23 protein-coding genes and 2 riboswitches are annotated in these 23,385 nt (G+C 66.4%); of the genes, 19 read left to right on the top strand and 4 right to left on the bottom strand.

From position 1 onward, the window contains the following. Together TSA1_RS19435 and cobJ are read left to right on the top strand one after the other, a co-directional pair. On the top strand, window positions 1-732 hold the full coding sequence (locus tag TSA1_RS19435; RefSeq protein WP_100177765.1) for a precorrin-2 C(20)-methyltransferase: 732 nt from the start codon (window positions 1-3) through the stop codon (window positions 730-732). Further along, on the top strand, window positions 729-1,463 hold the full coding sequence (gene cobJ / locus TSA1_RS19430; protein WP_100177764.1) for a precorrin-3B C(17)-methyltransferase: 735 nt from the start codon (window positions 729-731) through the stop codon (window positions 1,461-1,463). The genes TSA1_RS19435 and cobJ overlap by 4 nt, the downstream gene beginning before the upstream one ends. On the opposite strand, the gene TSA1_RS19425 is transcribed toward cobJ, so the two are convergent. Further along, complete coding sequence (locus TSA1_RS19425; protein ID WP_100177763.1) at window positions 1,439-2,203, bottom strand: cobalt-precorrin-6A reductase; 765 nt, start codon at window positions 2,201-2,203, stop codon at window positions 1,439-1,441. The two genes, cobJ and TSA1_RS19425, sit on opposite strands and share 25 nt — an antisense overlap. On the opposite strand from TSA1_RS19425, the gene cbiE reads away from it, so the two are divergent. The 8 genes from cbiE (at window position 2,181) to cobT (ending at window position 9,378) form a co-directional block, all read left to right on the top strand. Next, the gene (gene cbiE / locus TSA1_RS19420; RefSeq protein WP_100177762.1) at window positions 2,181-3,362 is read left to right on the top strand and encodes a precorrin-6y C5,15-methyltransferase (decarboxylating) subunit CbiE; all 1,182 of its coding nucleotides are present in this window, start codon (window positions 2,181-2,183) and stop codon (window positions 3,360-3,362) included. The genes TSA1_RS19425 and cbiE overlap by 23 nt on opposite strands. Next, window positions 3,359-3,727 carry a cobalamin biosynthesis protein gene (locus tag TSA1_RS19415; RefSeq protein WP_100181215.1) on the top strand — a complete coding sequence of 123 codons (369 nt, stop codon included), beginning with the start codon at window positions 3,359-3,361 and terminating at the stop codon, window positions 3,725-3,727. Before cbiE ends, TSA1_RS19415 begins: the two co-directional genes overlap by 4 nt. Continuing rightward, window positions 3,724-4,506 carry a precorrin-4 C(11)-methyltransferase gene (gene cobM, locus TSA1_RS19410; RefSeq protein WP_100177761.1) on the top strand — a complete coding sequence of 261 codons (783 nt, stop codon included), beginning with the start codon at window positions 3,724-3,726 and terminating at the stop codon, window positions 4,504-4,506. Before TSA1_RS19415 ends, cobM begins: the two co-directional genes overlap by 4 nt. Next, entirely contained in the window at window positions 4,506-5,816 is a 1,311-nt protein-coding gene (locus TSA1_RS19405) for a cobyrinic acid a,c-diamide synthase CobB (protein ID WP_100177760.1), read from the top strand. The genes cobM and TSA1_RS19405 overlap by 1 nt, the downstream gene beginning before the upstream one ends. Beyond that, the gene (cobA, locus tag TSA1_RS19400; protein WP_100177759.1) at window positions 5,813-6,544 is read left to right on the top strand and encodes a uroporphyrinogen-III C-methyltransferase; all 732 of its coding nucleotides are present in this window, start codon (window positions 5,813-5,815) and stop codon (window positions 6,542-6,544) included. Before TSA1_RS19405 ends, cobA begins: the two co-directional genes overlap by 4 nt. Before the next feature lie 45 nt (window positions 6,545-6,589). Then, a riboswitch (cobalamin riboswitch) is annotated at window positions 6,590-6,808 on the top strand. Window positions 6,809-6,845: 37 nt separating this feature from the next. Further along, window positions 6,846-7,523, top strand: coding sequence for an energy-coupling factor ABC transporter permease (locus tag TSA1_RS19395; RefSeq protein WP_100177758.1), 678 nt, complete (start codon window positions 6,846-6,848; stop codon window positions 7,521-7,523). Between the two features lie 42 nt (window positions 7,524-7,565). Further along, window positions 7,566-8,336: a precorrin-6A synthase (deacetylating) gene (gene cobF / locus TSA1_RS19390; RefSeq protein ID WP_100177757.1), complete on the top strand. Its 771-nt coding sequence runs from the start codon at window positions 7,566-7,568 to the stop codon at window positions 8,334-8,336. Then, window positions 8,326-9,378, top strand: a complete 1,053-nt coding sequence (gene cobT, locus TSA1_RS19385; protein ID WP_100177756.1) for a nicotinate-nucleotide--dimethylbenzimidazole phosphoribosyltransferase — start codon at window positions 8,326-8,328, stop codon at window positions 9,376-9,378. Before cobF ends, cobT begins: the two co-directional genes overlap by 11 nt. Window positions 9,379-9,384: 6 nt before the next feature. On the opposite strand, the gene TSA1_RS19380 is transcribed toward cobT, so the two are convergent. Then, window positions 9,385-9,957, bottom strand: a complete 573-nt coding sequence (locus tag TSA1_RS19380; protein ID WP_100181214.1) for a histidine phosphatase family protein — start codon at window positions 9,955-9,957, stop codon at window positions 9,385-9,387. Between the two features lie 75 nt (window positions 9,958-10,032). Further along, window positions 10,033-10,234: riboswitch (cobalamin riboswitch) on the top strand. A 116-nt stretch (window positions 10,235-10,350) separates the two neighbouring features. On the opposite strand from TSA1_RS19380, the gene TSA1_RS39765 reads away from it, so the two are divergent. Then, entirely contained in the window at window positions 10,351-12,717 is a 2,367-nt protein-coding gene (locus tag TSA1_RS39765) for a TonB-dependent receptor (RefSeq protein ID WP_174718977.1), read from the top strand. 12 nt (window positions 12,718-12,729) lie between these two features. Further along, window positions 12,730-14,157 carry a PepSY domain-containing protein gene (locus tag TSA1_RS19365; protein WP_100177754.1) on the top strand — a complete coding sequence of 476 codons (1,428 nt, stop codon included), beginning with the start codon at window positions 12,730-12,732 and terminating at the stop codon, window positions 14,155-14,157. An 18-nt stretch (window positions 14,158-14,175) separates the two neighbouring features. On the opposite strand, the gene TSA1_RS19360 is transcribed toward TSA1_RS19365, so the two are convergent. Continuing rightward, window positions 14,176-15,153: a serine hydrolase domain-containing protein gene (locus TSA1_RS19360; RefSeq protein ID WP_245448355.1), complete on the bottom strand. Its 978-nt coding sequence runs from the start codon at window positions 15,151-15,153 to the stop codon at window positions 14,176-14,178. A gap of 428 nt (window positions 15,154-15,581) precedes the next feature. Between TSA1_RS19360 and TSA1_RS19355 the strand changes: the two genes are divergently transcribed. The 5 genes from TSA1_RS19355 to TSA1_RS19335 are packed head-to-tail and all read left to right on the top strand — an operon-like array spanning window position 15,582 to window position 21,072. Next, the gene (locus TSA1_RS19355) at window positions 15,582-17,183 is read left to right on the top strand and encodes an ABC transporter substrate-binding protein (RefSeq protein ID WP_100177752.1); all 1,602 of its coding nucleotides are present in this window, start codon (window positions 15,582-15,584) and stop codon (window positions 17,181-17,183) included. 17 nt (window positions 17,184-17,200) lie between these two features. Further along, entirely contained in the window at window positions 17,201-18,142 is a 942-nt protein-coding gene (locus TSA1_RS19350) for an ABC transporter permease (RefSeq protein ID WP_063195829.1), read from the top strand. Continuing rightward, complete coding sequence (locus tag TSA1_RS19345) at window positions 18,139-19,062, top strand: ABC transporter permease (RefSeq protein ID WP_100177751.1); 924 nt, start codon at window positions 18,139-18,141, stop codon at window positions 19,060-19,062. Before TSA1_RS19350 ends, TSA1_RS19345 begins: the two co-directional genes overlap by 4 nt. Before the next feature lie 31 nt (window positions 19,063-19,093). Then, a complete protein-coding gene (locus TSA1_RS19340) occupies window positions 19,094-20,083 on the top strand; it encodes an ABC transporter ATP-binding protein (RefSeq protein WP_174718976.1) in 990 nt (329 codons plus the stop codon). Beyond that, complete coding sequence (locus TSA1_RS19335) at window positions 20,080-21,072, top strand: ABC transporter ATP-binding protein (RefSeq protein ID WP_100177749.1); 993 nt, start codon at window positions 20,080-20,082, stop codon at window positions 21,070-21,072. Before TSA1_RS19340 ends, TSA1_RS19335 begins: the two co-directional genes overlap by 4 nt. 88 nt (window positions 21,073-21,160) lie before the next feature. Here the strand turns inward: TSA1_RS19335 and TSA1_RS19330 are convergent, their stop codons facing one another. Then, complete coding sequence (locus TSA1_RS19330) at window positions 21,161-21,595, bottom strand: SRPBCC family protein (RefSeq protein WP_245448354.1); 435 nt, start codon at window positions 21,593-21,595, stop codon at window positions 21,161-21,163. Between the two features lie 303 nt (window positions 21,596-21,898). Here TSA1_RS19330 and TSA1_RS19325 point away from each other — a divergent pair, with 303 nt between their 5' ends. Together TSA1_RS19325 and TSA1_RS19320 are read left to right on the top strand one after the other, a co-directional pair. Then, window positions 21,899-22,597, top strand: a complete 699-nt coding sequence (locus tag TSA1_RS19325) for a winged helix-turn-helix transcriptional regulator (RefSeq protein ID WP_100177747.1) — start codon at window positions 21,899-21,901, stop codon at window positions 22,595-22,597. Window positions 22,598-22,680: 83 nt separating this feature from the next. Then, a complete protein-coding gene (locus TSA1_RS19320) occupies window positions 22,681-23,103 on the top strand; it encodes a GFA family protein (protein ID WP_100177746.1) in 423 nt (140 codons plus the stop codon). Window positions 23,104-23,385: the final 282 nt, after the last annotated feature.

Genomic DNA, 23,385 nt, shown 5'->3' with positions numbered 1-23,385 from the left:
ATGGGACGCATCATCTGCTGCGGTCTCGGCCCCGGCGATCCCGATCTGATGAGCGTGCGCGCCGATCGCACCGTGCGCGCAGCGCAGCACGTCGCCTATTTCCGCAAGAAGGGAAGGCCGGGCCAGGCGCGCCGCATCGTCGAAGGCATGCTGGCGGCCGGCGTCACCGAATATCCCATGGAATATCCGGTCACCACCGAGATCGCCTTCGACAGCCCCGAATACGTTCAGCTGCTCGCCGGCTTCTACGACGAATGGGCCGAGCGCCTGGCGCGGCTTTCGCGCGCGGTCGACGTCGTCGTGCTCTGCGAGGGCGATCCTTACTTCTACGGCTCCTTCATGCATCTGCACACGCGCCTGCAAGGCCGTGTCGAGATCGAGGTGATCGCCGGCATTCCCGGCATGGTCGGCTGCTGGAACGGTGTCGGCCAGCCGATCGCGCTCGGCGATGACGTGACGACGGTGCTGATGGGGACGCTTGCCGAGGCCGAGCTCGAGCGGCGCATGCGTGATTCCGACGCGCTGGTCGTCATGAAAACCGGCCGTAATCTCGCAAAGGTGCGCCGCGCGCTCAGCTCGGCCGGTCGGCTGGATGACGCCTGGCTGGTCGAGCGCGGCACCATGCCGGGCGAGCGTGTCGCGCGGCTCGCCGAGATCGATGCCGCCGACTGCCCCTATTTCGCGATCGTGCTGGTGCACGGCAAGGGCCGGCATCTGGACGCCGCCGAATGACGGGCACGCTGACCATCGCGGGCCTCGGGCCGGGCAACGAGGCGCTGGTGACGCCGGAGGTATCTGCCGCGCTCGCTTCTGCGACAGACATTCTGGGCTACGCGCCCTATGTCGCGCGCGTGCCGCCGCGGGCCGGACTCAAGCTGCATCCCTCGGATAATCGCGAGGAGCTTCATCGCGCAAGCGAAGCCCTGCGGCTTGCATCCGAGGGCGGCCAGGTCGTCGTCGTGTCCTCCGGCGATCCCGGCGTCTTCGCGATGGCCTCCGCCGTGTTCGAGGCGCTCGAGCAGGCACCGCAATATCAGGCGCTGTCGATCCGCGTGCTGCCCGGCATCACCGCGATGCTGGCAGCCGCCGCGCGCGCAGGTGCGCCGCTCGGCCATGATTTCTGCGCGATCAACCTCTCCGACAATCTCAAGCCGTGGACGGCGATCGAGAAGCGGCTGCGTCTCGCCGCGGAAGCCGATTTTTCGATTGCGATGTACAATCCGCGCTCGGCAAGCCGGCCGGAGGGTTTTGGCCGCGCGCTCGCAGTGCTGAAGGACGCCGGCTGCGGCGAGCGTCTCGTGATCTTCGCGCGCGCGATCAGCGCCGCCGACGAGACGATCGAGACCGTGACGCTGAATGATGCGACACCCGAGATGGCCGACATGCGCACGCTGGTGATCGTCGGGAATTCGCAGACGCGCCGCGTCGGCCGCTGGGTCTATGCACCGAGGCGGGTCGAATGACCGAGCCACTGCATCACTTCAGTGACGCTCTCGACCCGCCGGCGTTCGGGCAGCTCCGGTCGCGCGATCATGATCACGGGAAGGTCGAGCCTACGGGCCGCGTCGATCTTGGCGCGCGCGCCATCGCCGCCGGAATTGCGGGCGACAATCCATGCGATATTGCGCGCGCGCATCATCGCCAGCTCGCCCTCAAGCGTAAACGGTCCGCGCGATACGATCACGTCGGCGGCGAAAGGCAGGGGCGCTTCCGGCGGATCGACGAACCGCAGCGTGTAGGCATGCTGATTCTTGCGTGCGAACGGCGCGATGTGCTGGCGGCCGATGGCGAGGAACACGTTTGTGGGGGCCTCGGGCAGCGCCGCGACTGCAGCGTCGACATCGGTGACCTCGATCCAATTGTCGCCAGGCGTCTTCGGCCAAGGCGCGCGTTCGAGCGCGATGAGCGGCGTGCCGGTGGCCGCGCACGCCTGAACAGCATTGCGGCTCATCTCGGCTGCGAACGGATGCGTCGCGTCGATCACGTGCGTGATGCCTTCGGCGCGGATGGTATCGGCGAGACCTCTCACGCCGCCGAAGCCGCCGATACGGGTCGGCAGCGGCTGATCCGCCGGCGCGCGGGTGCGGCCGCCATAGGAATAGACGGCGTCGATGCGCGCGCGCGCGATTGCCGCAGCAAGCTCGCTCGCGTCGGCGGTTCCGCCCAGAATGAGGGCGCGTATGGCTGATCCCTGGCTGACCATCATCGGTATCGGCGAAGATGGCCTTGCCGGGCTGTCCGAGGCAAGCCGAAAGGCGCTCCATGAAGCCGAAACCGTGTTCGGCGGCGAACGACATCTCGCGCTGGCCGGTGTGGGCGACCGCGGTCGTCCGTGGCCGGTACCGTTCGACGCGAACGTCGTGCTGAGCTGCCGTGACCGGCCGACAGTGGTGCTCGCTTCCGGCGACCCGTTTTGGCACGGCGCCGGAGCAAGCCTTGCCGAGAAGCTCGGTGGTGACGAATGGATCACCTATCCGGGCCCCTCGACGTTCTCGCTCGCTGCCGGGCGGCTCGGCTGGCGTCTCGAATCGGTCGCGTGCCTCGGGCTCCACGCCGCGCCGTTCGAGCGTCTGGTGCCGCACCTGGCGCGCGATGCGCGCGTCATCTGTCTGATGCGCGATTCAAGGGCGGTGGGCGATCTCGCCAGATGGCTGACGGCGCGCGGATGGGGCGCTTCGCTGCTGTGGACTCTCGCTGCCCTCGGCGGTCCACGTGAAATTGTCGATCAGCATCGCGCCGATCTCTTTGCCGATGATCGCGATGAGAAGCTGATCGCGGTGGCGTTGCTGGCGAGAGGCGGGCAGGGCCTTCCCCGCAGTTCCGGACTGCCAGACAATCTCTTCGTCCATGACGGCCAGATCACCAAGCGGCCGGTGCGCGCGCTGGCGCTCTCCGCGCTGGCGCCGCGGCCGGGCGAACGGCTGTGGGACATCGGCGCCGGATCGGGGTCGATCTCGATCGAGTGGGCGCTGTGCGGGGGACTGGCGAGCGCAGTCGAAGCGCGCGAGGATCGCACCGAGAATATCCGCAAGAATGCGGCGGCGTTCGGGCTGGCACACCGCGTCACCGTCGTCACGGGGAAAGCGCCCGAGGTCCTTGCGGGGCTGAACGCGCCCGACGCCGTTTTCGTCGGCGGTGGCCTTGATGGCGCGCTGTTCGATGCCGTCTGGTCGCGGCTCACGCCCGGGACGCGGCTCGTCGCGCATTCCGTGACGCTGGAGACGGAAGCGCTGCTCGGCGAGCTGCATCAGCGCCACGGCGGCGAGCTGATGCGGGTTGAGATCGCACATGCCGCGCCGCTCGGCCGCTATCGTTCATGGGAAGCGGCGCGCCCGGTCGTGCAGTGGAGCGCGGTCCGATGAAGGTCGCCGGGCTCGGATTCAGAAAGGACGTCACGCTGGCTTCGCTGCGCGAGGCGCTGCTGGCAGCGGGCGGCCCCGATGGGCTGGCCGCGATGGCGACCGTCAGCGACAAAGCCGATACGGAGCCGCTGAAGCAGCTCGCGCGCGAGTACGGTTTGCCGATCAAGCCTGTGTCGGCCGACATGCTGGCAGGTATCGAAACGCCGACGCAGTCGAAGCTCGTCGTGGAAAAGTTCAATACCGGATCGGTCGCCGAAGCCGCGGCGCTCGCGGTTGCCGGCCCTCGGGCCCGGCTGATTGCGACGCGCGTGGTCTCGCAGGATCGCACGGCGACGGCCGCGATCGCGGAAGGAGACGGCGCATGACGGTGCATTTCATCGGCGCAGGGCCGGGCGCACCCGATTTGCTGACGCTGCGCGGCCGCGACCTGATCGCGGCGTGTCCGGTCTGTCTCTATGCCGGTTCGCTCGTGCCCGAGGGCGTGCTGGCGCATTGCCCGCCCGGTGCGCGGATCGTCAACACCGCACCATTGTCGCTCGACGAGATTATCGCAGAGATCGCCGCGGCGCATGCCGACGGCAAGGACGTCGCACGGCTGCATTCCGGCGATCTCGCGATCTGGTCGGCGATGGGCGAGCAGCTTCGTCGCCTGCGCGCGCTCGGGATCCCCTACACTGTCACGCCGGGCGTGCCGTCTTTCTCGGCTGCCGCGGCCGCGCTGGAGGCCGAGCTGACGCTGCCGGGGCTCGCTCAGAGCGTGGTGCTGACGCGCACGCCCGGCCGCGCCAGCGCGATGCCCGAGGGCGAGAAGCTTGCTGCTTTCGCTGCCACCGGGGCGGTGCTCGCAATCCATCTGTCGATCCATCTGCTCGATCAGGTCGTCGCCGAGCTCACGCCGCATTATGGCGCAGATTGCCCGGTTGCGATCGTCTGGCGCGCGAGCTGGCCGGACCAGCGCATCGTGCGCGCGACGCTGGCAACGCTCGATGCGGCCGTGGGCGCCGAGATGGAGCGCACCGCGCTGATCCTCGTCGGCAAGACGCTCGGCGCTGCGGATTTCGACGAGAGCCGCCTCTATGCGGTCGACTACGACCGTCGCTATCGGCCGGTCGGCGCCGAACCACGCTTTCCGGAGGCGTCGTGATGGCGGCAGGCCTCGTCATCTCCGCACCGGCCTCCGGCGTCGGCAAGACCACGCTGACGCTGGCGCTCGCGCGTGCCTGGCGCCATCGCGGCCTGAACGTGCAGTGCTTCAAGAGCGGGCCAGACTATATCGACCCCGCCTTCCATGCCGCCGCCACGGGCCGCGCCTCCGTCAACGTCGATAGCTGGGCGATGGAGCGCGGCACGATCGCGCACCTCGTCAGCAGCGGCGCCGATGCCGATATCGTGCTCGCCGAGGGATCGATGGGCCTGTTCGACGGCGTCGCCGCGCGCGGCGTCTCCGGCACAGGTGCCACCGCCGACATCGCGGAGATGCTGGGCTGGCCGGTGCTGCTGGTGATCGATCCCTCCGGCCAGGCGCAGACCGCAGCCGCAATCGCCGCGGGCCTTCGCGATTATCGCCCCGGCGTGCGCCTTGCCGGCGTGGTGCTCAACCGCGTCGCCAGTCCGCGGCACGAGGACCTGGTGCGGCGCGCACTCGCCGATGCCGGCATCGCCGTGTTCGGCGCGCTGCCGCGTCACGCCGAGATCAGCCTGCCGAAGCGGCACCTTGGCCTCGTGCAGGCCGAAGAGCAGGCGGAGATCGGCAAGCTGATCGACGAGGCCGCGCGGTTCGTGGCGGAGCATGTCGATCTCGAAGCGGTGCTGCGATCCGCGGCCAGCTGGTCGCCGCAGCCGGCGGCGAGCGGACCGAAATTGGTGCCGCCGGGCCAGCGCATTGCGCTTGCGCGCGATGCCGCATTCTCCTTCGTCTATCCGCACATGCTGGAGGCCTGGCGCGCGGCGGGCGCCGAGATATTGCCGTTCTCGCCGCTGGCAGATGAAGTGCCGGACGCAAGCGCGGATGTCTGCTGGCTGCCCGGCGGCTATCCCGAGCTTCATGCCGGCAGGATCGCGTCCAGCGCCCGTTTTCGCAGCTCCTTGCGCGCCTTCGCCGAAACGCGCTCCGTGCACGGCGAGTGCGGGGGCTATATGGTGCTGGGAACCGCTTTGACCGACGCGGACGGAGTCCGCCACGAGATGACGGGCCTGCTTGGCCTCGAGACGAGTTTTGCCAAGCGCCGCATGCATCTGGGCTATCGTCTCGCGACGCTCGCCGCGCCGATGCCGGGATATCGGACCAGTGCGCGTCTGCGCGGTCATGAGTTTCACTATTCGACCATTCTCGCCCAGCCTGACACGCCGCTGGCCGTCGTGCATGATGCGACGGGCGCCGTCGTTGCCGAGACCGGCTCGCACCGGGGCCACGTCAGCGGCACGTTCTTTCACCTGATCGCGGAGGACCGGTGAGCGGATTCGTTTCCTTCATCTCCGCCGGGCCCGGCGACCCCGAGCTGCTCACGCTCAGGGGTGCCGCGCGGCTGCGCGAGGCCGACGTCGTGCTCTATGACGATCTCGCCTCGGGCGCGATCCTCGATCTCGCCCGACCCGAAGCCAACCTCGTCGCGGTTGGGAAACGGGCGGGGCGCCCCTCGACCAAGCAGCATCACGTCAACCGCCTGCTGGTCGACTACGCCGCAACGGGGGTGCGCGTGGTGCGGCTCAAGTCCGGCGATGCCGGCATCTTCGGCCGGCTCGAGGAGGAGATCGAGACGCTGCGCGAGGCCGGCATCGGCTATGAGATCATTCCAGGCGTCACCTCGGCCTGCGCCGCAGCGGCCCAGGCGGGAATTCCTCTGACCCGGCGCCACACCTCGCGTCGGGTGCAGTTCGTGACCGGGGCCGATGTCACAGGCGAGCTGCCGCCGAATCTGAACTGGGCGGCGCTGGCCGATCCCGAGGCGACCACGGTGGTCTATATGGGCCGGCGCACCTTTCCGGCGCTTGCCGCAAAATTGATCGCGCATGGCCTTGCCGCAGATACCCCGGCGCTGGTCGCCGAATCCCTCGGCCGCTCCGACGAGCGGCTGGTTCGCACCACCATCGCCGAGCTTGCCGAGCAGCTTGCCCGCGGGGGCGCTCCCTCGACCGCAGCCGTGATCCTGTTCGGCGCGCTGGCAGGGGATTATCCCTCGTGACCGCCGCGGCGGCGCCTCGCCCCTTGACGCAGGCTCAGCGAAAGGGGCACACAGGAGAGGCATGGTGCTCACCACGGCGCAAAGCGCCGGAGCATAATCGGGAATGGGGGTGGGCGGACCCAGTTGCGGCGCCCAAAACCCCAGCCGCCCCCGCGACTGTAAGCGGTGAGGGACTTCGATCCGCCACTGGGCCGCAAGGTCCGGGAAGGCCGAAAGTCCCAGTGAACCGCGAGCCAGGAGACCGGCCCTGCACGTTTTGAGGCCAAGGCCGTCGGGTGTGACGGCAGGAAGGAACTGAGCCATGCATATCGAACCCGGCATCGTGACGGGCGCCAAGCTCGTGTTGAGTTACGCAACCGGCATCGCCGCAGGCGGCGTTGCCTTGAAGCTCGCAGCCGAGACCGTGCGCGAGCAGGGCGTCGGCTCGTTCGCGGCGCGGACGCTCGCCACCACCGCTCTCGTCTTCACCTTCTTCGAGATCCTGCCGCACTTCCCGGTCGGCGTCTCCGAGGTGCACTTCATCCTTGGCTCGACCTTGTTCCTGCTGTTCGGGGCCGCGCCCGCCGCCTTCGGCCTCGCGCTCGGTCTCTTCTTCCAGGGCGTGTTCTTCGAGCCGGCCGACATCCCGCAATACGGCATGAACGTCACGACGCTGCTGGTGCCGCTGTTCGCGATCCAGGCGATCGCCTCGCGGATCGTCTCGCGCAACACCGCCTATGTCGATCTGAAGTATCGTCAGGCGCTAGCGCTTTCGACGACCTATCAGGCCGGCGTGATCGCCTGGGTGGCGTTCTGGGCGCTCTATGGCTCCGGCTTTGCGATGAGCAACCTTGCCAGCATCGCGACGTTTGCGGCGTCCTACGCGCTGGTCATCGTGATCGAGCCGCTGGCTGATCTTGCCGTGCTGGCGCTGGCGAAGTCGCTGCGCGGCGTCACCGCGCCCGGCCTCGTCACCCCGCGCCTGCACAACGCGGCTTGAGGAGACAAGGGGCGGCCGTCATGGCCGCCCCCAGCGCCCGCGATGCTCACGCTTTCCCTGATCGGCATCGGTTGCGGCGATCCTGGCCAGCTCACGCGCGCCGCCGTCGAAGCCGTCAACGCCGCCGATCTCATCCTGATCCCGCGCAAGGGAACGGCGAAGGCCGATCTCGCCGATCTCAGGCGCATGATCTGCGCGGATGTTCTGACCAACGACAAGACTGTCATCGCCGAATTCGATCTTCCGGTGCGCGACGCAGGCGAAGCGGACTATCGCAAGGGCGTGGACGACTGGCACGATGCGGTCGCCGCAACCTGGTCGAAAGCGATCGCGGATCATCTCGGCGGCGAGGGCAAGGTCGCGCTGCTGATCTGGGGCGATCCCTCGCTCTACGATTCCTCGCTGCGCATCGCGCGGCGGCTCGATCCCTTGCCCAATATCGAGGTCGTGCCCGGCATCACCTCGATCCAGGCGCTGTGCGCGGCGCATGCGCTGCCGCTCAACGACATCGGCGAGCCGTTTCTGGTCACGACCGGGCGCCGCCTGCGCGAAGGCGGTTGGCCGGCAGGCGTCGATACGATTGTCGTGATGCTCGACGGCGGCACGGCGTTCCAGTCGCTCGATCCGGAAGGCTTGCACATCTATTGGGGCGCCTATCTCGGCATGCAAGATCAGATCATCCTATCCGGCGCGCTGGCCGACATCGGTCCGCGCATCGTCGCGGCGCGGCAAGAGGCGCGCGAGCGGCATGGCTGGATCATGGACAGCTACATTCTCAAGCGCGCGCGTGAGGCGAGGCAGCATGCTTCCTGACTGGGTTACCCAACAATGCCCTGCGATCTCCGCGACCCATCGCGACGCCGCGATCGCACGCCAGGCGCAACTGACGAAGCCGACCGGCGCGCTTGGCCGGCTCGAGCAGCTCGCGATCGAGCTCGCAGGCCTGCAGGCGACCGAGCAGCCGCGTGCCGCGCGCGTGCCGATCATCGTCTTCGCCGGCGATCACGGCATCGTCGCGCAGGGCGTCTCGGCCTATCCGCAAGCCGTGACCATCGCGATGATGGCGAATTTCGCCTCCGGCGGCGCCGCGATCTCGGTGCTGGCGCGCGAGCTCGGCTCCAGCCTTGATGTCGTCGACGCCGGCACGCTGGCAAATGAGGCGATGGCCGGCGTCATCACCGACAAGCCGCGCCATGGTACGCGCGATTTCAGCGTGGAGGCCGCGCTCTCTCCCGCGGAGCTGGCCTTCGCCTTCGAGGCCGGCCAGCGCGCGGTCGTTCGCGCAGAGGCGGGCAAGCCGGATCTCGTGATCTTCGGCGAGATGGGCATCGGCAACACGACAACGTCGGCAGCGATTGCAGCGAGCCTGCTCGGCGTCAGCGCCGAGGAGATCGCGGGCAGCGGCACCGGCGTCGATGCGGCCGGCCGCGCGCACAAGGCGCGGGTGATCGATGCGGCGATCGCACGTCACGGCGTGGCGGGCGCTTCGCCGGAAAAGATCCTGTGTGCCGTTGGTGGCCTGGAGATCGCGGCGATCTCAGGCGCCATCATTGCGGCTGCGCAGCGCCGCATCCCCGTGCTGATCGACGGCTTCATCGTTTCCGTGGCGGCGCTTGCGGCGGTGCGGCTGAACCCGTCGTGCCAGCCTTTCCTGCTGCCCTCGCATCAATCGGCGGAGCAGGGGCATCGGCTGGTGCTGCGCGCGCTGAACGTGCAGCCGCTGATCAGCCTCGATCTCCGGCTCGGCGAGGGATCGGGCGCGGCGATCGCGCTGCCGCTGGTACGGCTGGCCTGCGCGCTCCACAACGGCATGGCGACCTTCGCGCAGGCCAATGTGCCTGATCGGCCTGTCTGATCGGCTTCAGGCCACGCGCTGGTTGACGGAAACGACGCGCCAGCCGGCCGCGAGCCGGTCGATCCGGGTCAGCGAGAGCGGATCGATCACGAAGCGCAAGGCGGCCTGCGGCGTGAGATCCAGCGCGAGACAGAGCGCGGCGCGGATGGTGCCGGAATGCACGACGAGCGTGGCGGGTCCAGCTTCGATCCGCGACAGACCCAGCCGGACGCGCACGACCTGATCGGCAAAGCTCTCGCCGCCCGGCGGCCGTCCGCCGGCGGGGTCATTCCAGAAATGTGCATAGGCCTCGCCGCCGGTTGCGGCGAGCTCGTCGTGCCGGTGGCCGGTCCAGTCGCCGAAATCCTGCTCGCGGAATTCGCTGACGAGGGTCGGTTCGAGCCCCAGCGCGCGCGCCGTCTCGACCGTGCGTCGCGACGGGCTGGCATAACCGGCGGCATCTTGCGGGAGGCGCTGCCGCAGCACCTCCAGCCGCGCGCGATCGCCGAGATCGGCCGGCGCGTCGGCAGCGTGGATTGTCCCTTTGACGCCATCGACCGGCGCGTGCCGGACCAACCAGAGGAAGGTCTCGCCTTCCATGCTCATCTCTCCAAAGGAAGTTGGCCGCTGTGGCAATAACACCGCATGGGATACATTGACTCTGTCGTGATGGTAATCCTAGATGCTCGCGACGGTTTCCCCGAGAGGGGATGAAAAGGGAATGCGGTGCGGGGAATTTGTCCCCAACGCCGTGGCTGCCCCCGCAACTGTGAGCGGATAATCCTTCGTCACAAGCCACTGGGCCCTCGGTCCCGGGAAGGCGACGAAGCGGTGATGACCCGCGAGCCAGGAGACCTGCCGTCAGCCGTGGTCACACGCGAAGATGTCGGTCGGGGAGTACAGACATTCGGCTTCATCGGAGGGCTGACAAGCCCGTGGTGAGACCTCGTTCGCTGTGACGTGCCACTGACGTCATACCGAGGTCCGAAAATCGTGTCATCCATTCATACCGTACGACCGCGCGGCTTCCTGCTCGCCTCCGCTGCCCTTACGCTGGCTGCGGCTGATATGCCGGCCGCGCTGGCGCAGCAATCTCGGGAGCCGCTGCCGCCGATCGAGGTGTCGCCCGCCCAGTCCCGCAAGCAGGCGAAGCCTGCCGGGCGGGAAGGGCAGAGCGCACGTCGCGCGTCATCGCGCCGATCCGCAACTGCTGCGGCCGCGCCAGGGCCTGCGGTTCCGGGCGCATCGTCGCAAGTGCAAGCGGCGACGCCGCTCAACTCCAATGCCGTGGCCGAAAGCGCTTCGCGCCTTGGCCTGACCGTGCGCCAGACGCCTGCGACCGTCGAGGTGATCTCGGCCGAGACCATGCGCGAGCAGGGCTATCGCACCGTGTCCGAAGTGGCGCAGGGCGCGGTCGGCGTCACCTCCGGCGACGCTCCGGGAGAGCCGGCGGGCTTTTCGATGCGCGGCTTCACCAACAGCCAGATCAACACGCTCTACAACGGCATCAAGATCGGCCCGCAGAACATGACCTCGCGGATCATGGACACGGCCAATCTGGAGGCCGTGGAATTCCTCAAAGGTCCGGCCTCGCTGATCTCGGGCGAGGGCGCCGCCGGCGGCGCGATCAACTTCGTCACCAAGCAACCGCACACGGGGCCGATCCGCAACGAGGCGGATTTTTCGTATGACTCCCTGAACTCGTTCCGCGCCCATTACGGCTCGGGCGGCAGCACCAACGTGCAAGGTCTCGACTACCGCTTCGACATCAGCCGCTCCTCGCTCAACGGTTTCGTCGACGACACCTATACCAAGACGCTCGACGTCTCCGGGCAGCTCAACTACCGCATCTCCGACAGCCTCAAGGTCTGGGGCGCGATCGAGTACCGCGAGGATCGCGGCAAGGCCTATTGGGGTGCGCCGCTGGTGCCGGTCGCCTTCAGCGGCTCGCACGCGACGAGCGGGATCGTCTCGGGCAATTACGTCTCGAACTACAACAAGACCAATCTCGGCGCGGTCACCATCGACGACCGTACCTTCAGCACCAATTACAACGTACTCGACAATCGCAACGTCGCCCAGGAAGTCTGGCTGCGCGGCGGCTTCGAGCTGAAGCTGGCGCCCGACCTGACCTTGAAGAGCCAGGCCTATGGCTATGGCGCAGAGCGCAGCTGGTTCAACAACGAGATCGAGGCGTTCAACTCCGGTACGAACCTGGTGGATCGCGAACGCTTCTATGTCGCGCACAGCCAGCGCCTGGTCGGCAACATCACCGACCTGATCTGGGATACGAACATCGCAGGTTTCGACAACCGGCTGGTCACGACGCTGTCGTCGAGCTATCTCGATTTCGTCAGGCCGGGTGCGGCGAATTTCCCCGGGGATTCCGTTTCTCTTGTCGATCCCAACCGCGGATTCTACGGCCTGCTTACCACACAGCAGCAGACTGCACGCATTGACAACGAGGCGCTCTCGTTCGAGGACCGGCTGAAGCTGACGCGCAGCTTCGCGCTGGTCGGCGGCCTGCGCGTCGAGCATATCGGGCTCGACCGCAATTCGACTGACGTCAACGGTTCGGTGAAGGCCGGCTTCCCGTTCACCAAGGACTGGGCGCCGGTGACGGGGCGGATCGGCTACACCTGGGAGGCCGTGCCGGGCCTCACCTTCTTCAGCCAGTACGCGACCGGTGCCGACGTGTCCGCCAACAACATCTTCCTGTTGTTGCCGACCCAGCCGCTGGACCTCACGACGTCGCGCACCTACGAGACCGGCGTCAAGCACCTGTTCTGGGACAACCGGGCGGAGTGGTCGTTCTCGGCCTATGATATCCAGCGCAAGAATGTCTATGCGGCCGCCGGCGGGCAGGCGCTCAATATTGCCGGACGGCAGGAGTCCAAGGGCGTCGAGCTCGCAGCCTCGGTGCGGCCGATTGATCCGCTGCGGCTGTGGGGCAACATCGCCTATATCGACGCGCGCTATGCCGACTATAATTTCGTCGGCGGTTCGTTCTCCGGCAACACGCCGCCGAACGTGCCGCGCATCGTTGCCAATGCCGGTGCATCGTATCGGTTCTTCACGCCGTGGCCGGTGGAGCTCGGCATCACCGGCCGGCATGTCGGCGACCGCTACAACACCGACGCCAACACGGTGACGATGAAGGCGTATACCGTCGCCGACGTCTACGCCTTCGTCGACATCCCCAAGACGGTGCTTGGCGCGGTCGACCAGGCCCGCCTGACCTTCCGCGTCCGCAACATCACCGACAAGCGCTATGCGATCTGGGGCGATCCGTTCTATCCCGATCAGATCCTGCTCGGCGCGCCGCGCACCTACGAGCTCTCGGCGGCGTTCAAATGGTAGGGCGCTGACGAGATGATGGGCGTGATCGTCCTGCTGCATCGCTGGCTCGGGGTCGCGTTCTGTCTGCTGTTCGCGATGTGGTTCGCGACCGGCATCGTGATGCACTTCGTTCCATTCCCGTCGCTGACGGAAGCGGAACGTTTTGCCGGGCTTGCGCCGCTGGACCCAACGGCGGCGCGGATCGCGGTTGCCGATGCCGTGGCCGCGAGCGGCATCCCCGATGCGACGCGCGTGCGGCTGATCCAACGGGGCGATGGGCCGGTCTACATCGTGTCGATGGCCGCGCACCTGCGCGCGGTTCGCGCGACCGACGGGCAGGACGCGTCGGTGCGGTCGGCCGATCTGGCGCTCGCCATCGCGGGTGCGCATGCGCGTCAACGCGGGCTCGATGCCGCGCATGCGGCTCTCGTTGCGCGCGCGGCCTTCGACCAGTGGAGTGTTCCGAACGGCTTCGACCGTCACCGACCCTTGTTTCGGGTGGCGCTCGGCGACGCGACCGGAACGGAGGTCTACGTCTCCTCGCGCACCGGCGAGGTCGTGCTGGATACGACGCGAAGCGAGCGCGGCTGGAATCTCGTCGGCAGCGTGCTGCACTGGATCTACCCGACCGTCCTGCGGAGCGATTGGGCGCTGTGGGACGGCGTGGTCTGGACGCTGTCGCTGCTGGCCCTGATCGCGGCCCTGCTGGGGGCCGTGCTCGGCATCGTGCGGATCAGGATGAGGAGCGGCCGCCTCGCAACGCCTTATCGCGGCTGGCACGCGCTGCATCACGTCCTCGGCCTTGCGGCGATGGTGTTCGTGCTCAGCTGGATCTTCAGCGGCTGGCTCTCGATGGATCATGGCCGGCTGTTCTCGCGCGGGCAGCTGACGGGCCCCGAAGCCGACGCGGCGAATGCCGTGCCCGACTGGGCCGCAGCGTCATTGCTGGACCGGGTGAAGCTGCCGCCATCAGTCCGGGAAGCCGAATGGTTTGCCTCCGGCGGCGAAGTCTACCGCCGCGATCGGCTTGCGCTGGATGCGCAGGCGCTGGTCAGGACGGAAGATGCGTCTGATGCGGGACAAGGCGGATTTCTCAGCGCGCGAGAGGTTCGCGGCTTGACGACCCGCCTTGCTGCGGATTGCGGCATTCCCGGCATTCTCGCGGGCAATGACGACTATCCTGCACGATCCACCGTCCCGGGTGCACCGGTCTACCGTTCGCATTGCGGCGAGGTCTGGTTCGATATCGACAGCGCCGACGGCACTGTGCTGCAGAGGCTGGATGCTTCGCGTCGTGCCTATCGCTGGGCGTATGGCGCGCTGCACACGCTGGACTTTCCGAGCCTGCTCGCACGTCCTCTCTTGCGCGACATCCTGATCGTCGCGCTTTGCGGGCTTGGGCTGGCGTTCTCCGTCACGGGAATGGTCATCGGCTGGCGGCGCCTGCTTCTGTCGCGTTGACCGCTTGGTGCGCGCCAGTCAGCCCGCCACCGGAATCGCACGCAAGACCTCCTTGAAAACGCCGGACTGCAGCTGAAACGCGCGCGGGCTGTAGTCCTGATAATACCCTGCGGTCACAGCCACCACGAGATCGAGCTCGGGAACGACGCGGATGGACTGCCCGCCGCGGCCGAGCGCGGCGTCCCAATGGATCTCGCGTCCGCCATGGAGGGAGCGGCCAAGCCACCACAGATAGCCGTAGAAATAGGGACCCGTGGCTTCCAGCCGCGGTCTCGTCGACGCGTCGATCCACGCCTGCGACACGATTTGACGATCGTTCCAGCGGCCGCCCGCGAGCACGAGCTGACCGATCTTGACCATGTCGCGTGGACGCCGGCGCAATCCTCCTCCGGCGTCGGTGTCGCCCTTCACGCGCGTCCATTCGTAGCGGGTGATGCCGAGCGGCTCGAACAACACCTCGCGCGCGAATTCGTCGAGCGGCTTTCCGACGGCCTTTCGGATGATGGCCGAGACCAGCGTGAGCGTGCCGGTGTTGTAGAAGAAATCCTGTCCGGCCGGCGTCACCACGGGAAGACCGAGCACATAACGACAGGGGTCGGCGGCCATGTGCATGCGCGCCTCGTCATTGTTGTAGTTGCCGGTGCTCGGCGTCGCCTCCACCCATTTCAGGCCCAGCGACATGGTGAGCGCGTGTGACAGGCGGATGCGGTCTTTCTCTGGCGAACGCAGGTCGGACAATTCGGGAAAGAAGCTGAAGATCGGTTCGTCGACGCCCGCGATCAACCCACGATCGATCGCGATCCCGAGCGCGAGGCAGGCCACGCTCTTGGACACCGATTTCATGTCGTGCAGCGTATCGGCATCGAAGGTGGCGTTTGCGATGGGACGATCGTTGATCTCGTCGGAGCCCGTCAAATAGCGCTCGAACACCAGCTTGCCGCCGCGCGCGACCAGGACGGCGTGCACATTGGCGGACGCCGCGAGCCGGTCGGTCATCCTGCACAACGCCGCGGTATCGACGAGTCCGTCCTCAGTGGCGGACGCAATTGGCCAGCCATCGGCTTGTGGGGCAGGGATGCCGCAACTTCCGGGCTCTGCGGTTAAAGGCATCCCGGCGAGCGGTGACAACGCCGCTCCACCGATGAGCGACATGAACTGGCGCCGTTTCATCCGATCGTGCCGCTCTCGTCCACGACAACCTCATTAATGCATCGCACAATGCTGCCATCAGGAATTGTCGAGGGCAATGGGCAATTCGCCGGCCTACGCTCCCGGCCGACCTCGAGGTCTAGCTCACGAAAATGACAGTGAGATCGCGCTGGTGAAGGCGCATTTAGTGGCATACCATTTGCAAGCGAATGAGCTCTGGTTTCACTGCTCTTGGCCAACGATGGCCGGCATCACGGCAATAACGGGAGAACTTCATGGATCGCAGGACCGTATTGAAGGGACTGGCCGGCGCAGGCGGTTTGGCGTTGACCGGCCTCTCGGCACCGGCCATCGCGCAGGGCGCGTCAGCCCGCACCTTGCGCTTCGTGCCGCAGGCCAATCTCGCCAATTTCGATCCGATCTGGGGCACGCAATATGTGGTGCGCAATGCGGCCGCGCTGGTCTGGGACACGCTTTACGGCATCGACGCGCAGCTTCAGCCGCAGCGCCAGATGGTCGAGTCCGAGGAGACCTCCGACGACGGCAAGACCTGGACCTTCAAGCTGCGCCCTGGCCTCAAGTTCCATGACGGCGAGCCGGTGCTGGCCAAGGACGTCGTCGCGAGCCTGTCGCGCTGGGCTGCGCGCGATCCGATGGGGCTGATGATCATTGCGATCCAGCAGGAGTTGACCGCCGTCGACGACCGCACCTTCAAATGGGTCTTGAAGCAGCCCTTCCCGAAAATGCTCTACGCACTGGCCAAGAACAATGCGCCGTGCTCCTTCATCATGCCCGAGCGCATCGCCAAGACCGACCCGTTCAAGCAGATCACCGAATATGTCGGCTCGGGCCCGATGAAGTTCGCCAAGGGCGAATGGGTCCCCGGCGCCAAGGCCGTGTTCGAGAAATTCGCCGATTACGTCCCCCGCCAGGAGAAGGCATCGTGGCTGGCCGGCGGCAAGCAGATCATGGTCGACCGCGTGGAATGGATCGTGATGCCGGACCCGGCGACTGCGGCGGCTGCGCTGCAGAACGGTGAGGTCGACTGGTGGGAGAACCCGATCGCCGACCTCGTGTCCGTGCTGAAGAAGAACAAGAACATCAGCGTCGATATCGGCGATCCCCTCGGCAATATCGGCTCGTTCCGCATGAACCATCTGTTCGCGCCGTTCAATGACGTGCGGGCACGGCGCGCGGTGCTGATGGCACTGAGCCAGGAAGATTACATGCGCGCGATCGTCGGCGACGACACCGCGCTGTGGAAGCCGCTGCCGGGGTTCTTCACGCCGGACACGCCTGTCTACAATGAGCTGGGCGGGGAGATCCTCAAGGGCAAGCGCGATTTCGACGCGGCCAAGAAGCTGCTCGCCGAGAGCGGCTATTCAGGTCAGCCGGTGACCTGCCTCGTCGCGCAGGACCAGCCGATCACCAAGGCGCAAGGCGACGTCACCGCGGATCTCCTGAAGCGGCTCGGCATGAATGTCGACTTCGTCGCGACCGATTGGGGCACGGTTGGCTCGCGCCGGGCGCAGAAGACACCGCCCGGGCAGGGCGGCTGGAACATGTTCCACAGCTGGCATGCCGGCGCCGACTGCATCACGCCCGCCGCCTATACCGCGATCCGTGCCAACGGCGACAAGGCCTGGTTCGGCTGGCCCAACAGCCCGAATACCGAGAAGGAGATCACGGGTTGGTTCGAGGCCAAGAGCATCGACGAAGAGAAGGCCGCGATCGGGCGGGTCAACAAGGCGGCGATCGAGGACGTCGTCTACGCGCCGACCGGGTTCTTCCTGACCTACACGGCATGGCGAAAGAACGTCTCCGGCATCACCAAGGGGCCGCTGCCGTTCTTCTGGGGCGTATCGAAGTCCGCATGATCGTGCGCTGAGGTCAGATGCTCTCCTACATCCTCCGTCGCATCGTCGCGACCCTGCCGGTCATGGCGATCGTCGCGCTGTTCGTGTTCAGCCTGCTCTACATCGCGCCGGGCGATCCCGCCGTGGTGATCGCGGGCGACCAGGCCAGCCCGGAGGATGTGGAGCGCATCCGCCAGAGCCTCGGCCTCGACCGTCCGTTCCTGGTCCAGTTCGGAAGCTGGGTCTGGCGCATTCTGCACGGCGACCTCGGCACCTCGATCTTCACCAACCTGCCGGTCTCCGCCATGATCGGGCAGCGTCTCGGACCGACGCTGTCGCTGATGATCGTCACGCTGCTGCTCACGATCGTGGTGGCGGTGCCGCTCGGTGTGGTGGCGGCGTGGAAGGCCGGCAGCCTGATCGACCGCGTCATCATGGGCTTTGCCGTGTTCGGCTTCTCGCTGCCCGTCTTCGTGGTCGGCTACATGCTCGCCTACATCTTCGCGCTCGAGCTCGAATGGCTGCCGGTGCAGGGCTACACGCCGCTCAGCTCTGGCTTCTGGCCGTGGCTGGAGAATTTGATCCTGCCGGCGATCGCGCTCGGCTGCGTCTACATCGCGCTGGTCGCGCGCATCACGCGTGCCGCCATGCTCGAAGTGCTGCAGCAGGACTATATCCGCACGGCCAAGGCGAAGGGCCTGGGGCAGGGCGGCATCCTGTTCATTCATGCGCTGAAGAACGCGGCGGTGCCGATCGTGACCGTGATCGGGATCGGCATCGCGCTGCTGATCGGCGGCGCGGTCGTGACCGAGAGCGTGTTCGCGATTCCCGGTCTCGGCCGGCTCACGATCGATGCGATCCTGCGCCGCGACTATCCCGTCATTCAGGGCATCGTGCTGCTGTTCAGCTTCGTTTACGTCCTCGTCAATCTGATGATCGACGTTATCTATACGCTCGTTGACCCGAGGATCCGCTATTGACCGACACCACCGTCAATCCGCAATCGCTTCCGGCCGGATTCGTCCTCGCGCCGCAACTGCCGGAGATCCTTCGGCCGGTCAAGATCCGGCACGGCTTCATCGGCTTCCTGCGCGGTCACCCCACGGTCGCGATCGGCGGCGCGCTGCTGCTGACGCTGGTCCTGATCGCGGTCTTCGCGCCCTATCTCGGCACGGTCGATCCGACCGCGCTGGCACCCGCGAAGCGGACGCGCGCGCCCTCGGCGCTTTACTGGTTCGGGACCGACGTGCTCGGCCGCGACATCTATTCGCGCGTGCTGTTCGGTGCGCGGGTCTCCCTCACGGTCGGCCTGTCGGTCGCGATCTTCGCATCCGCGGCCGGCCTTGCCATCGGCATGGTCTCCGGCTTCATCCGCTGGGCCGACGGCATCTTGATGCGCTTCATGGACGGGCTGATGTCGATCCCGCCGATCCTGCTCGCGATCGCGCTGATGGCCTTGACGCGCGGCAGCGTCGGCAATGTCATCCTCGCCATCACCGTTGCTGAAATCCCGCGCGTCTCGCGCCTCGTGCGTAGCGTCGTGCTGTCGCTGCGCGAGCAGCCCTATGTGGATGCGGCCGTGGCCTGCGGCACGCGCACGCCGATGATCATCCTGCGCCACATCCTGCCGAACACCGTCGCGCCCATGCTGGTGCAGGCGACCTATATCTGCGCCAGCGCCATGATCACGGAGGCGATCCTGTCGTTCATCGGCGCGGGCACGCCGCCGACCATTCCGTCCTGGGGCAACATCATGGCCGAAGGCCGCGCGCTGTGGCAGGTGAAGCCCTACATCGTGTTCTTCCCGGCGGCGTTCCTGTCCGTCACCGTGCTCGCCGTGAACCTGCTCGGCGACGGCCTTCGCGATGCGCTCGATCCGCGCATGGCCAAGAGCCTGTGATGTTGCCTCTGATGGATCGAGGCTGATCGCGATGGCGCTGCTCGAAGTCGAGAATCTCCAGACCCATTTCCGTACGCCGAGCGGCATCAACCGCGCGGTGGACGGTGTGTCCTTCCATGTCAACGAAGGCGAGACGCTCGCCATCGTCGGCGAGTCCGGCTGCGGCAAGTCGGTGACCTCGATGTCGCTGATGCGGCTGATCCCGGAGCCGCCGGGTAGGATCGCGGGCAGCATCCGCTTTGCGGGCAAGGATCTCCTCGAGCTCTCCGACCGCGAGATGCGCGCGATCCGCGGCAACGACATCTCGATGATCTTCCAGGAGCCGATGACGAGCCTGAACCCGGTGCTCACCGTCGGCCGCCAGATTCGCGAGACGCTGATGATCCATCAGGGCCTCGACAAGGCCGCCGCCGAGGCGCATGCGGTCGAGATGCTGACGCTGGTCGGCATTCCCGAGCCGAAGCGGCGGGTGGGCGAATATCCGCATCAGCTCTCCGGTGGTATGCGCCAGCGCGTCATGATCGCGATCGCGCTCGCCTGCAATCCGAAACTTCTGATCGCTGACGAGCCGACCACCGCGCTCGACGTGACGATCCAGGCGCAGATCCTCAAGCTGATGCTGGACCTGAAGCGCCGGGTCGGCGCCGCCATCATCCTGATCACCCACGATCTCGGCGTCGTTGCCGAGATCGCCGAGCGCGTCATGGTGATGTATGCGGGACGCAAGGTCGAGGAAGCGCCGGTGGCCGAGTTGTTCCGTTCGCCGCGCCATCCTTATACGCAAGGCCTGCTGGGTGCGGTGCCGCGGCTCGGCTCCTCGCTGACGGGCACGGCACGACGGCTTGCCGAGATTCCGGGCCAGGTGCCCGACCTCAGGAAGCCGATCACAGGCTGCGTCTTTGCCGGCCGCTGTGCGCTCGCGACCGATCTCTGCCGCCAATATGCGCCGGGGCTGGAGGAGAAGGGACCCCGTCACGTCGCGGCCTGTCACTACGCTGCCAAGGGAGCCGTCGCGGCATGAGCCCTCCGCTGCTCCAGGTCAACGACCTCAAGAAGCATTTTCCCGTCAAGAAGGGCCTGTTCCAGCGCAAGTCCGAATTCGTCTATGCGGTCGACGGCGTGTCGTTCGAGATCGCGCGCGGCGAGACGCTGTCGCTGGTCGGTGAGTCCGGCTGCGGCAAGTCGACGGTCGGCCGTGCCATCCTGCGGCTGTTCGACATCACTTCGGGGCAAGTGATCCTCGACGGCCAGCGTATCGACGATGCCGCGCCGAACACGATGCGCCAGATGCGACGCCGCGTGCAGGTGGTGTTTCAGGACCCGTTCTCCAGCCTCAATCCGCGCATGCGCGTGCGCGACATCCTGGCCGAGCCGATCCGCAATTTCGGCCTCGCCAAATCCGCCGAGGATCTCGAAGTCCGTGTCACCGCGCTGATGGATACCGTCCGCCTGCCGCGCGAGGCGCTGAACAGGCGGCCGCACGAATTCTCCGGCGGCCAGCGCCAGCGCATCGGCATCGCACGGGCACTTGCGGCCGAACCGGAGCTGATCGTCTGCGACGAAGCGGTCTCCGCGCTCGACGTCTCCGTGAAGGCGCAGATCGTCAATCTCCTGCAGGATCTCCAGCGCGAATTCGGCCTCGCGCTGCTGTTCATCAGCCACGATCTCGCCATCGTCGAGCACATGACCCATCGTGTGGCCGTGATGTATCTCGGCAAGATCGTGGAGGTGGCGCCGCGCCGCGAGATCTTTGCGGCTCCCCGGCATCCCTACACCAGGGCGCTGCTCTCCGCGGTGCCTCTGCCCGAGCCCGGCGCCCAGCGCAATCCCATCATCCTCAAGGGTGACGTGCCGAGCCCGATCAACCCGCCGAAGGGTTGCCGCTTCCACACCCGCTGCCCGCTCGTGTTCGACCGCTGCCGGGTCGAAGAGCCGACGCTGCGCTCGGCCGGTCCGGAGCAGTGGGTGGCCTGTCATCTCGAAGACGGGACGGCGGCGACGGCCGAATAGCCGTCGCCCAAGCGCCCACGCGATCAGCCGGCCGGAACGAGTTCACGGCCGGCCGACGTCCCGGTCTCACGACGCCTTAGCCGTGAGCTTACTTGGCGAGCCTCGTCTTGATCTCCGAGAGCCCCGCTTCGTAGACGCCGGTCAATGCCTCCGCTGCGGCAGTTTCCTTGCCCTGATCCGGAGTATAGGAGCCAGTCCAGGTCACAGTTGACGTCCCGTCCGCATTGGCCGTGACCTTGATGGTCGAGGCGTAATCGGTGACAGGAAGCGGGCTGGCGAGGAATGCGTAGGAGTAGCTGCGCTCGGCATCGTTTCGCGCCGTTTGCTTTTCCACGAAGGCGGCCTTGCCGTCCTTCGTGACGAGGATGCGGGTCGGAGGCGCCTTTCCATCCTCGATGCATTCGCCGACCGGCGGCAACCACGCCTTGATGGCGCAGAACGGACCGATCAGGGACCACACGGCCGATGCGGACGCTTTCACCTCGGCGCTACGCGAAATTGTCGCGGCGAGGGCGGGTGGCATGCTCAGGCTCGAAAGCAGGGCGATGGCGAGCATCGTCAGTAGCATCGAACGGAGGGGGGTATGGCTCGAGTGTTTCCGCATTGGAAATCCTGTTCATCTAAGGGGACAGCGCTCTCCTGTCGGAGAAACGATAGTGGCAGAGCGCCAGGGTGGGGCGGAGCCCGAAAGCCCGCATGTGGGCGAGCTATCAGCCGGTCTCGTGCGCAACCAGTTCAGGAACTGAATCGAAACCGATACAGAAACTGAACTGGAGTCGGACGCACTCCACGGTTAGGGTTCCCCGCTCGGGTGTCGGAGGGAAACATGGCCGTCGGTAGCTACAAGCAGTTCTGTCCGGTCGCGATGGCGGCCGAGGTCCTCTGCACGCGTTGGACCGTAGTGTTGCTGCGCGAACTCGTCGCTGGTTCGACTCGCTTCAATGAATTGCGCCGCGGAGTGCCGCGCATGTCGCCCGCCTTGCTGTCGCAGCGACTAAGAGATCTCGAGGCTGCCGGAATCCTCGCTCGCGAGCCCTCCGTGTCAGATCCGGGCATATTCGAATATCATCTGACCGCTTCCGGGCGCGAGCTTGGGCCGATTGTCGAGGCCTTCGGCATCTGGGGCCAGCGCAGGATTGAAGCGGACCTGTCGCTCCAGCATCTCGACGTCCAGCTTCTGATGTGGGACATGCGGCGAAATCTGAACACGACGCCGATGCCGAAGGGGCGCAACGTGATTCAGTTCGCTTATCCCGAGCTTCCGGCCTCGCAGCGGTCCTGGTGGTTGATCGTCGACCCCGAGGATGGCGTGGATCTCTGCTCGGTCGATCCCGGCTTCGACGTCGACCTGTATGTCTCGGTTGACCTGCGAACGATGACGGCGATCTGGATGGGGCTGGACACCGTGCGAGCGGCTGTCGGCAACCAGCGAATGCTATTGACGGGCGACCGGAAGATTGCGTCCGCCATGCAAACCTGGCTCGGCCTCAGCCCGTTCGCGAAGGAGCGCAAGCTCGCGAGCTGAGATCGAGTACAGTTTCAGAACTGGAAGTGACCCAAAGGTCCCTGTTAGTCGAAGTGAGTTGTCCGACTTTGAAAGGGATTTGAATGAGTCACGCTGGAAGCTGTTTTTGCGGAGCGGTCGCGCTTGTCGTCAGCGGTGCGCCCGAGGCCATGGGTTATTGCCATTGTCGCTCTTGCCGCTCCTGGTCGGGCGGACCGGTCAACGCCTTCAGCCTGTGGAAGGTTGGGACTGTTGAAATCGTATCCGGAGCCGAAAACATCGCGATGTACCAGAAGACGCCGCTCAGTGAGCGCCAGTACTGCAGGCGATGCGGCGGTCATCTCCTGACAAATCATCAGCCGCTTGGACTCGTCGACGTGTTTGCCGCGACGATACCGACGTTGCATTTCGTGCCTGCGGTTCACGTCAACTACGCCGAGACGGTTCTGCCGATGCGCGACGGCCTGCCCAAGCTCCGCGACTTTCCGGCCGAACTCGGCGGATCCGGCGAGATCATTGCGGAGTAACGGCCCCGTTGGATTTTGCAATACGCGGGGCGAACGGGCGTGCGGCCGAAGCCGGTGGCCATGCGAGCACGTCTGCGACGCAGCTCGCGTATTGAACAGCTGACGTCCACGCTGAAATTCGAACCAAGACAGGAGATCTGAACATGCGTAGCCTTCTGATGATGGCCCTCGGCCTTACGGCTCTTGCCGTTTTCTCCCTGCAAGCCGCACCAGCCTTTGCCGCTAGAAAGATTCAATGCAGCCGGTCCTGCTACTGTCCCTTCAACAAGTCCGCATGCCAGC

The sequence above is a fragment of the Bradyrhizobium nitroreducens genome (assembly GCF_002776695.1).
Lineage (GTDB): Bacteria > Pseudomonadota > Alphaproteobacteria > Rhizobiales > Xanthobacteraceae > Bradyrhizobium > Bradyrhizobium nitroreducens.
Note: the sequence above shows the minus strand (reverse complement) of the source record. Positions and strands in the feature narration are given on the sequence as shown.

What these genes read in the sequence shown, in the direction of transcription:
- TSA1_RS19405 (WP_100177760.1), top strand. Translation starts at nt 4,506, where the DNA reads ATGGCGGCAGGCCTCGTCATCTCCGCACCGGCCTCCGGCGTCGGCAAG.
- TSA1_RS19415 (WP_100181215.1), top strand. Translation starts at nt 3,359, where the DNA reads ATGAAGGTCGCCGGGCTCGGATTCAGAAAGGACGTCACGCTGGCTTCG.
- cobT (WP_100177756.1), top strand. Translation starts at nt 8,326, where the DNA reads ATGCTTCCTGACTGGGTTACCCAACAATGCCCTGCGATCTCCGCGACC.
- TSA1_RS19340 (WP_174718976.1), top strand. Translation starts at nt 19,094, where the DNA reads ATGGCGCTGCTCGAAGTCGAGAATCTCCAGACCCATTTCCGTACGCCG.
- cbiE (WP_100177762.1), top strand. Translation starts at nt 2,181, where the DNA reads ATGGCTGATCCCTGGCTGACCATCATCGGTATCGGCGAAGATGGCCTT.
- TSA1_RS19380 (WP_100181214.1), bottom strand. Translation starts at nt 9,957, where the DNA reads ATGGAAGGCGAGACCTTCCTCTGGTTGGTCCGGCACGCGCCGGTCGAT.
- TSA1_RS19435 (WP_100177765.1), top strand. Translation starts at nt 1, where the DNA reads ATGGGACGCATCATCTGCTGCGGTCTCGGCCCCGGCGATCCCGATCTG.
- cobM (WP_100177761.1), top strand. Translation starts at nt 3,724, where the DNA reads ATGACGGTGCATTTCATCGGCGCAGGGCCGGGCGCACCCGATTTGCTG.
- TSA1_RS19335 (WP_100177749.1), top strand. Translation starts at nt 20,080, where the DNA reads ATGAGCCCTCCGCTGCTCCAGGTCAACGACCTCAAGAAGCATTTTCCC.
- TSA1_RS19325 (WP_100177747.1), top strand. Translation starts at nt 21,899, where the DNA reads ATGGCCGTCGGTAGCTACAAGCAGTTCTGTCCGGTCGCGATGGCGGCC.
- TSA1_RS19425 (WP_100177763.1), bottom strand. Translation starts at nt 2,203, where the DNA reads ATGGTCAGCCAGGGATCAGCCATACGCGCCCTCATTCTGGGCGGAACC.
- TSA1_RS19350 (WP_063195829.1), top strand. Translation starts at nt 17,201, where the DNA reads ATGCTCTCCTACATCCTCCGTCGCATCGTCGCGACCCTGCCGGTCATG.
- TSA1_RS19330 (WP_245448354.1), bottom strand. Translation starts at nt 21,595, where the DNA reads ATGCCACCCGCCCTCGCCGCGACAATTTCGCGTAGCGCCGAGGTGAAA.
- TSA1_RS19320 (WP_100177746.1), top strand. Translation starts at nt 22,681, where the DNA reads ATGAGTCACGCTGGAAGCTGTTTTTGCGGAGCGGTCGCGCTTGTCGTC.
- cobF (WP_100177757.1), top strand. Translation starts at nt 7,566, where the DNA reads ATGCTCACGCTTTCCCTGATCGGCATCGGTTGCGGCGATCCTGGCCAG.
- TSA1_RS19365 (WP_100177754.1), top strand. Translation starts at nt 12,730, where the DNA reads ATGATGGGCGTGATCGTCCTGCTGCATCGCTGGCTCGGGGTCGCGTTC.
- TSA1_RS19395 (WP_100177758.1), top strand. Translation starts at nt 6,846, where the DNA reads ATGCATATCGAACCCGGCATCGTGACGGGCGCCAAGCTCGTGTTGAGT.
- TSA1_RS19360 (WP_245448355.1), bottom strand. Translation starts at nt 15,153, where the DNA reads ATGACCGACCGGCTCGCGGCGTCCGCCAATGTGCACGCCGTCCTGGTC.
- cobJ (WP_100177764.1), top strand. Translation starts at nt 729, where the DNA reads ATGACGGGCACGCTGACCATCGCGGGCCTCGGGCCGGGCAACGAGGCG.
- TSA1_RS19355 (WP_100177752.1), top strand. Translation starts at nt 15,582, where the DNA reads ATGGATCGCAGGACCGTATTGAAGGGACTGGCCGGCGCAGGCGGTTTG.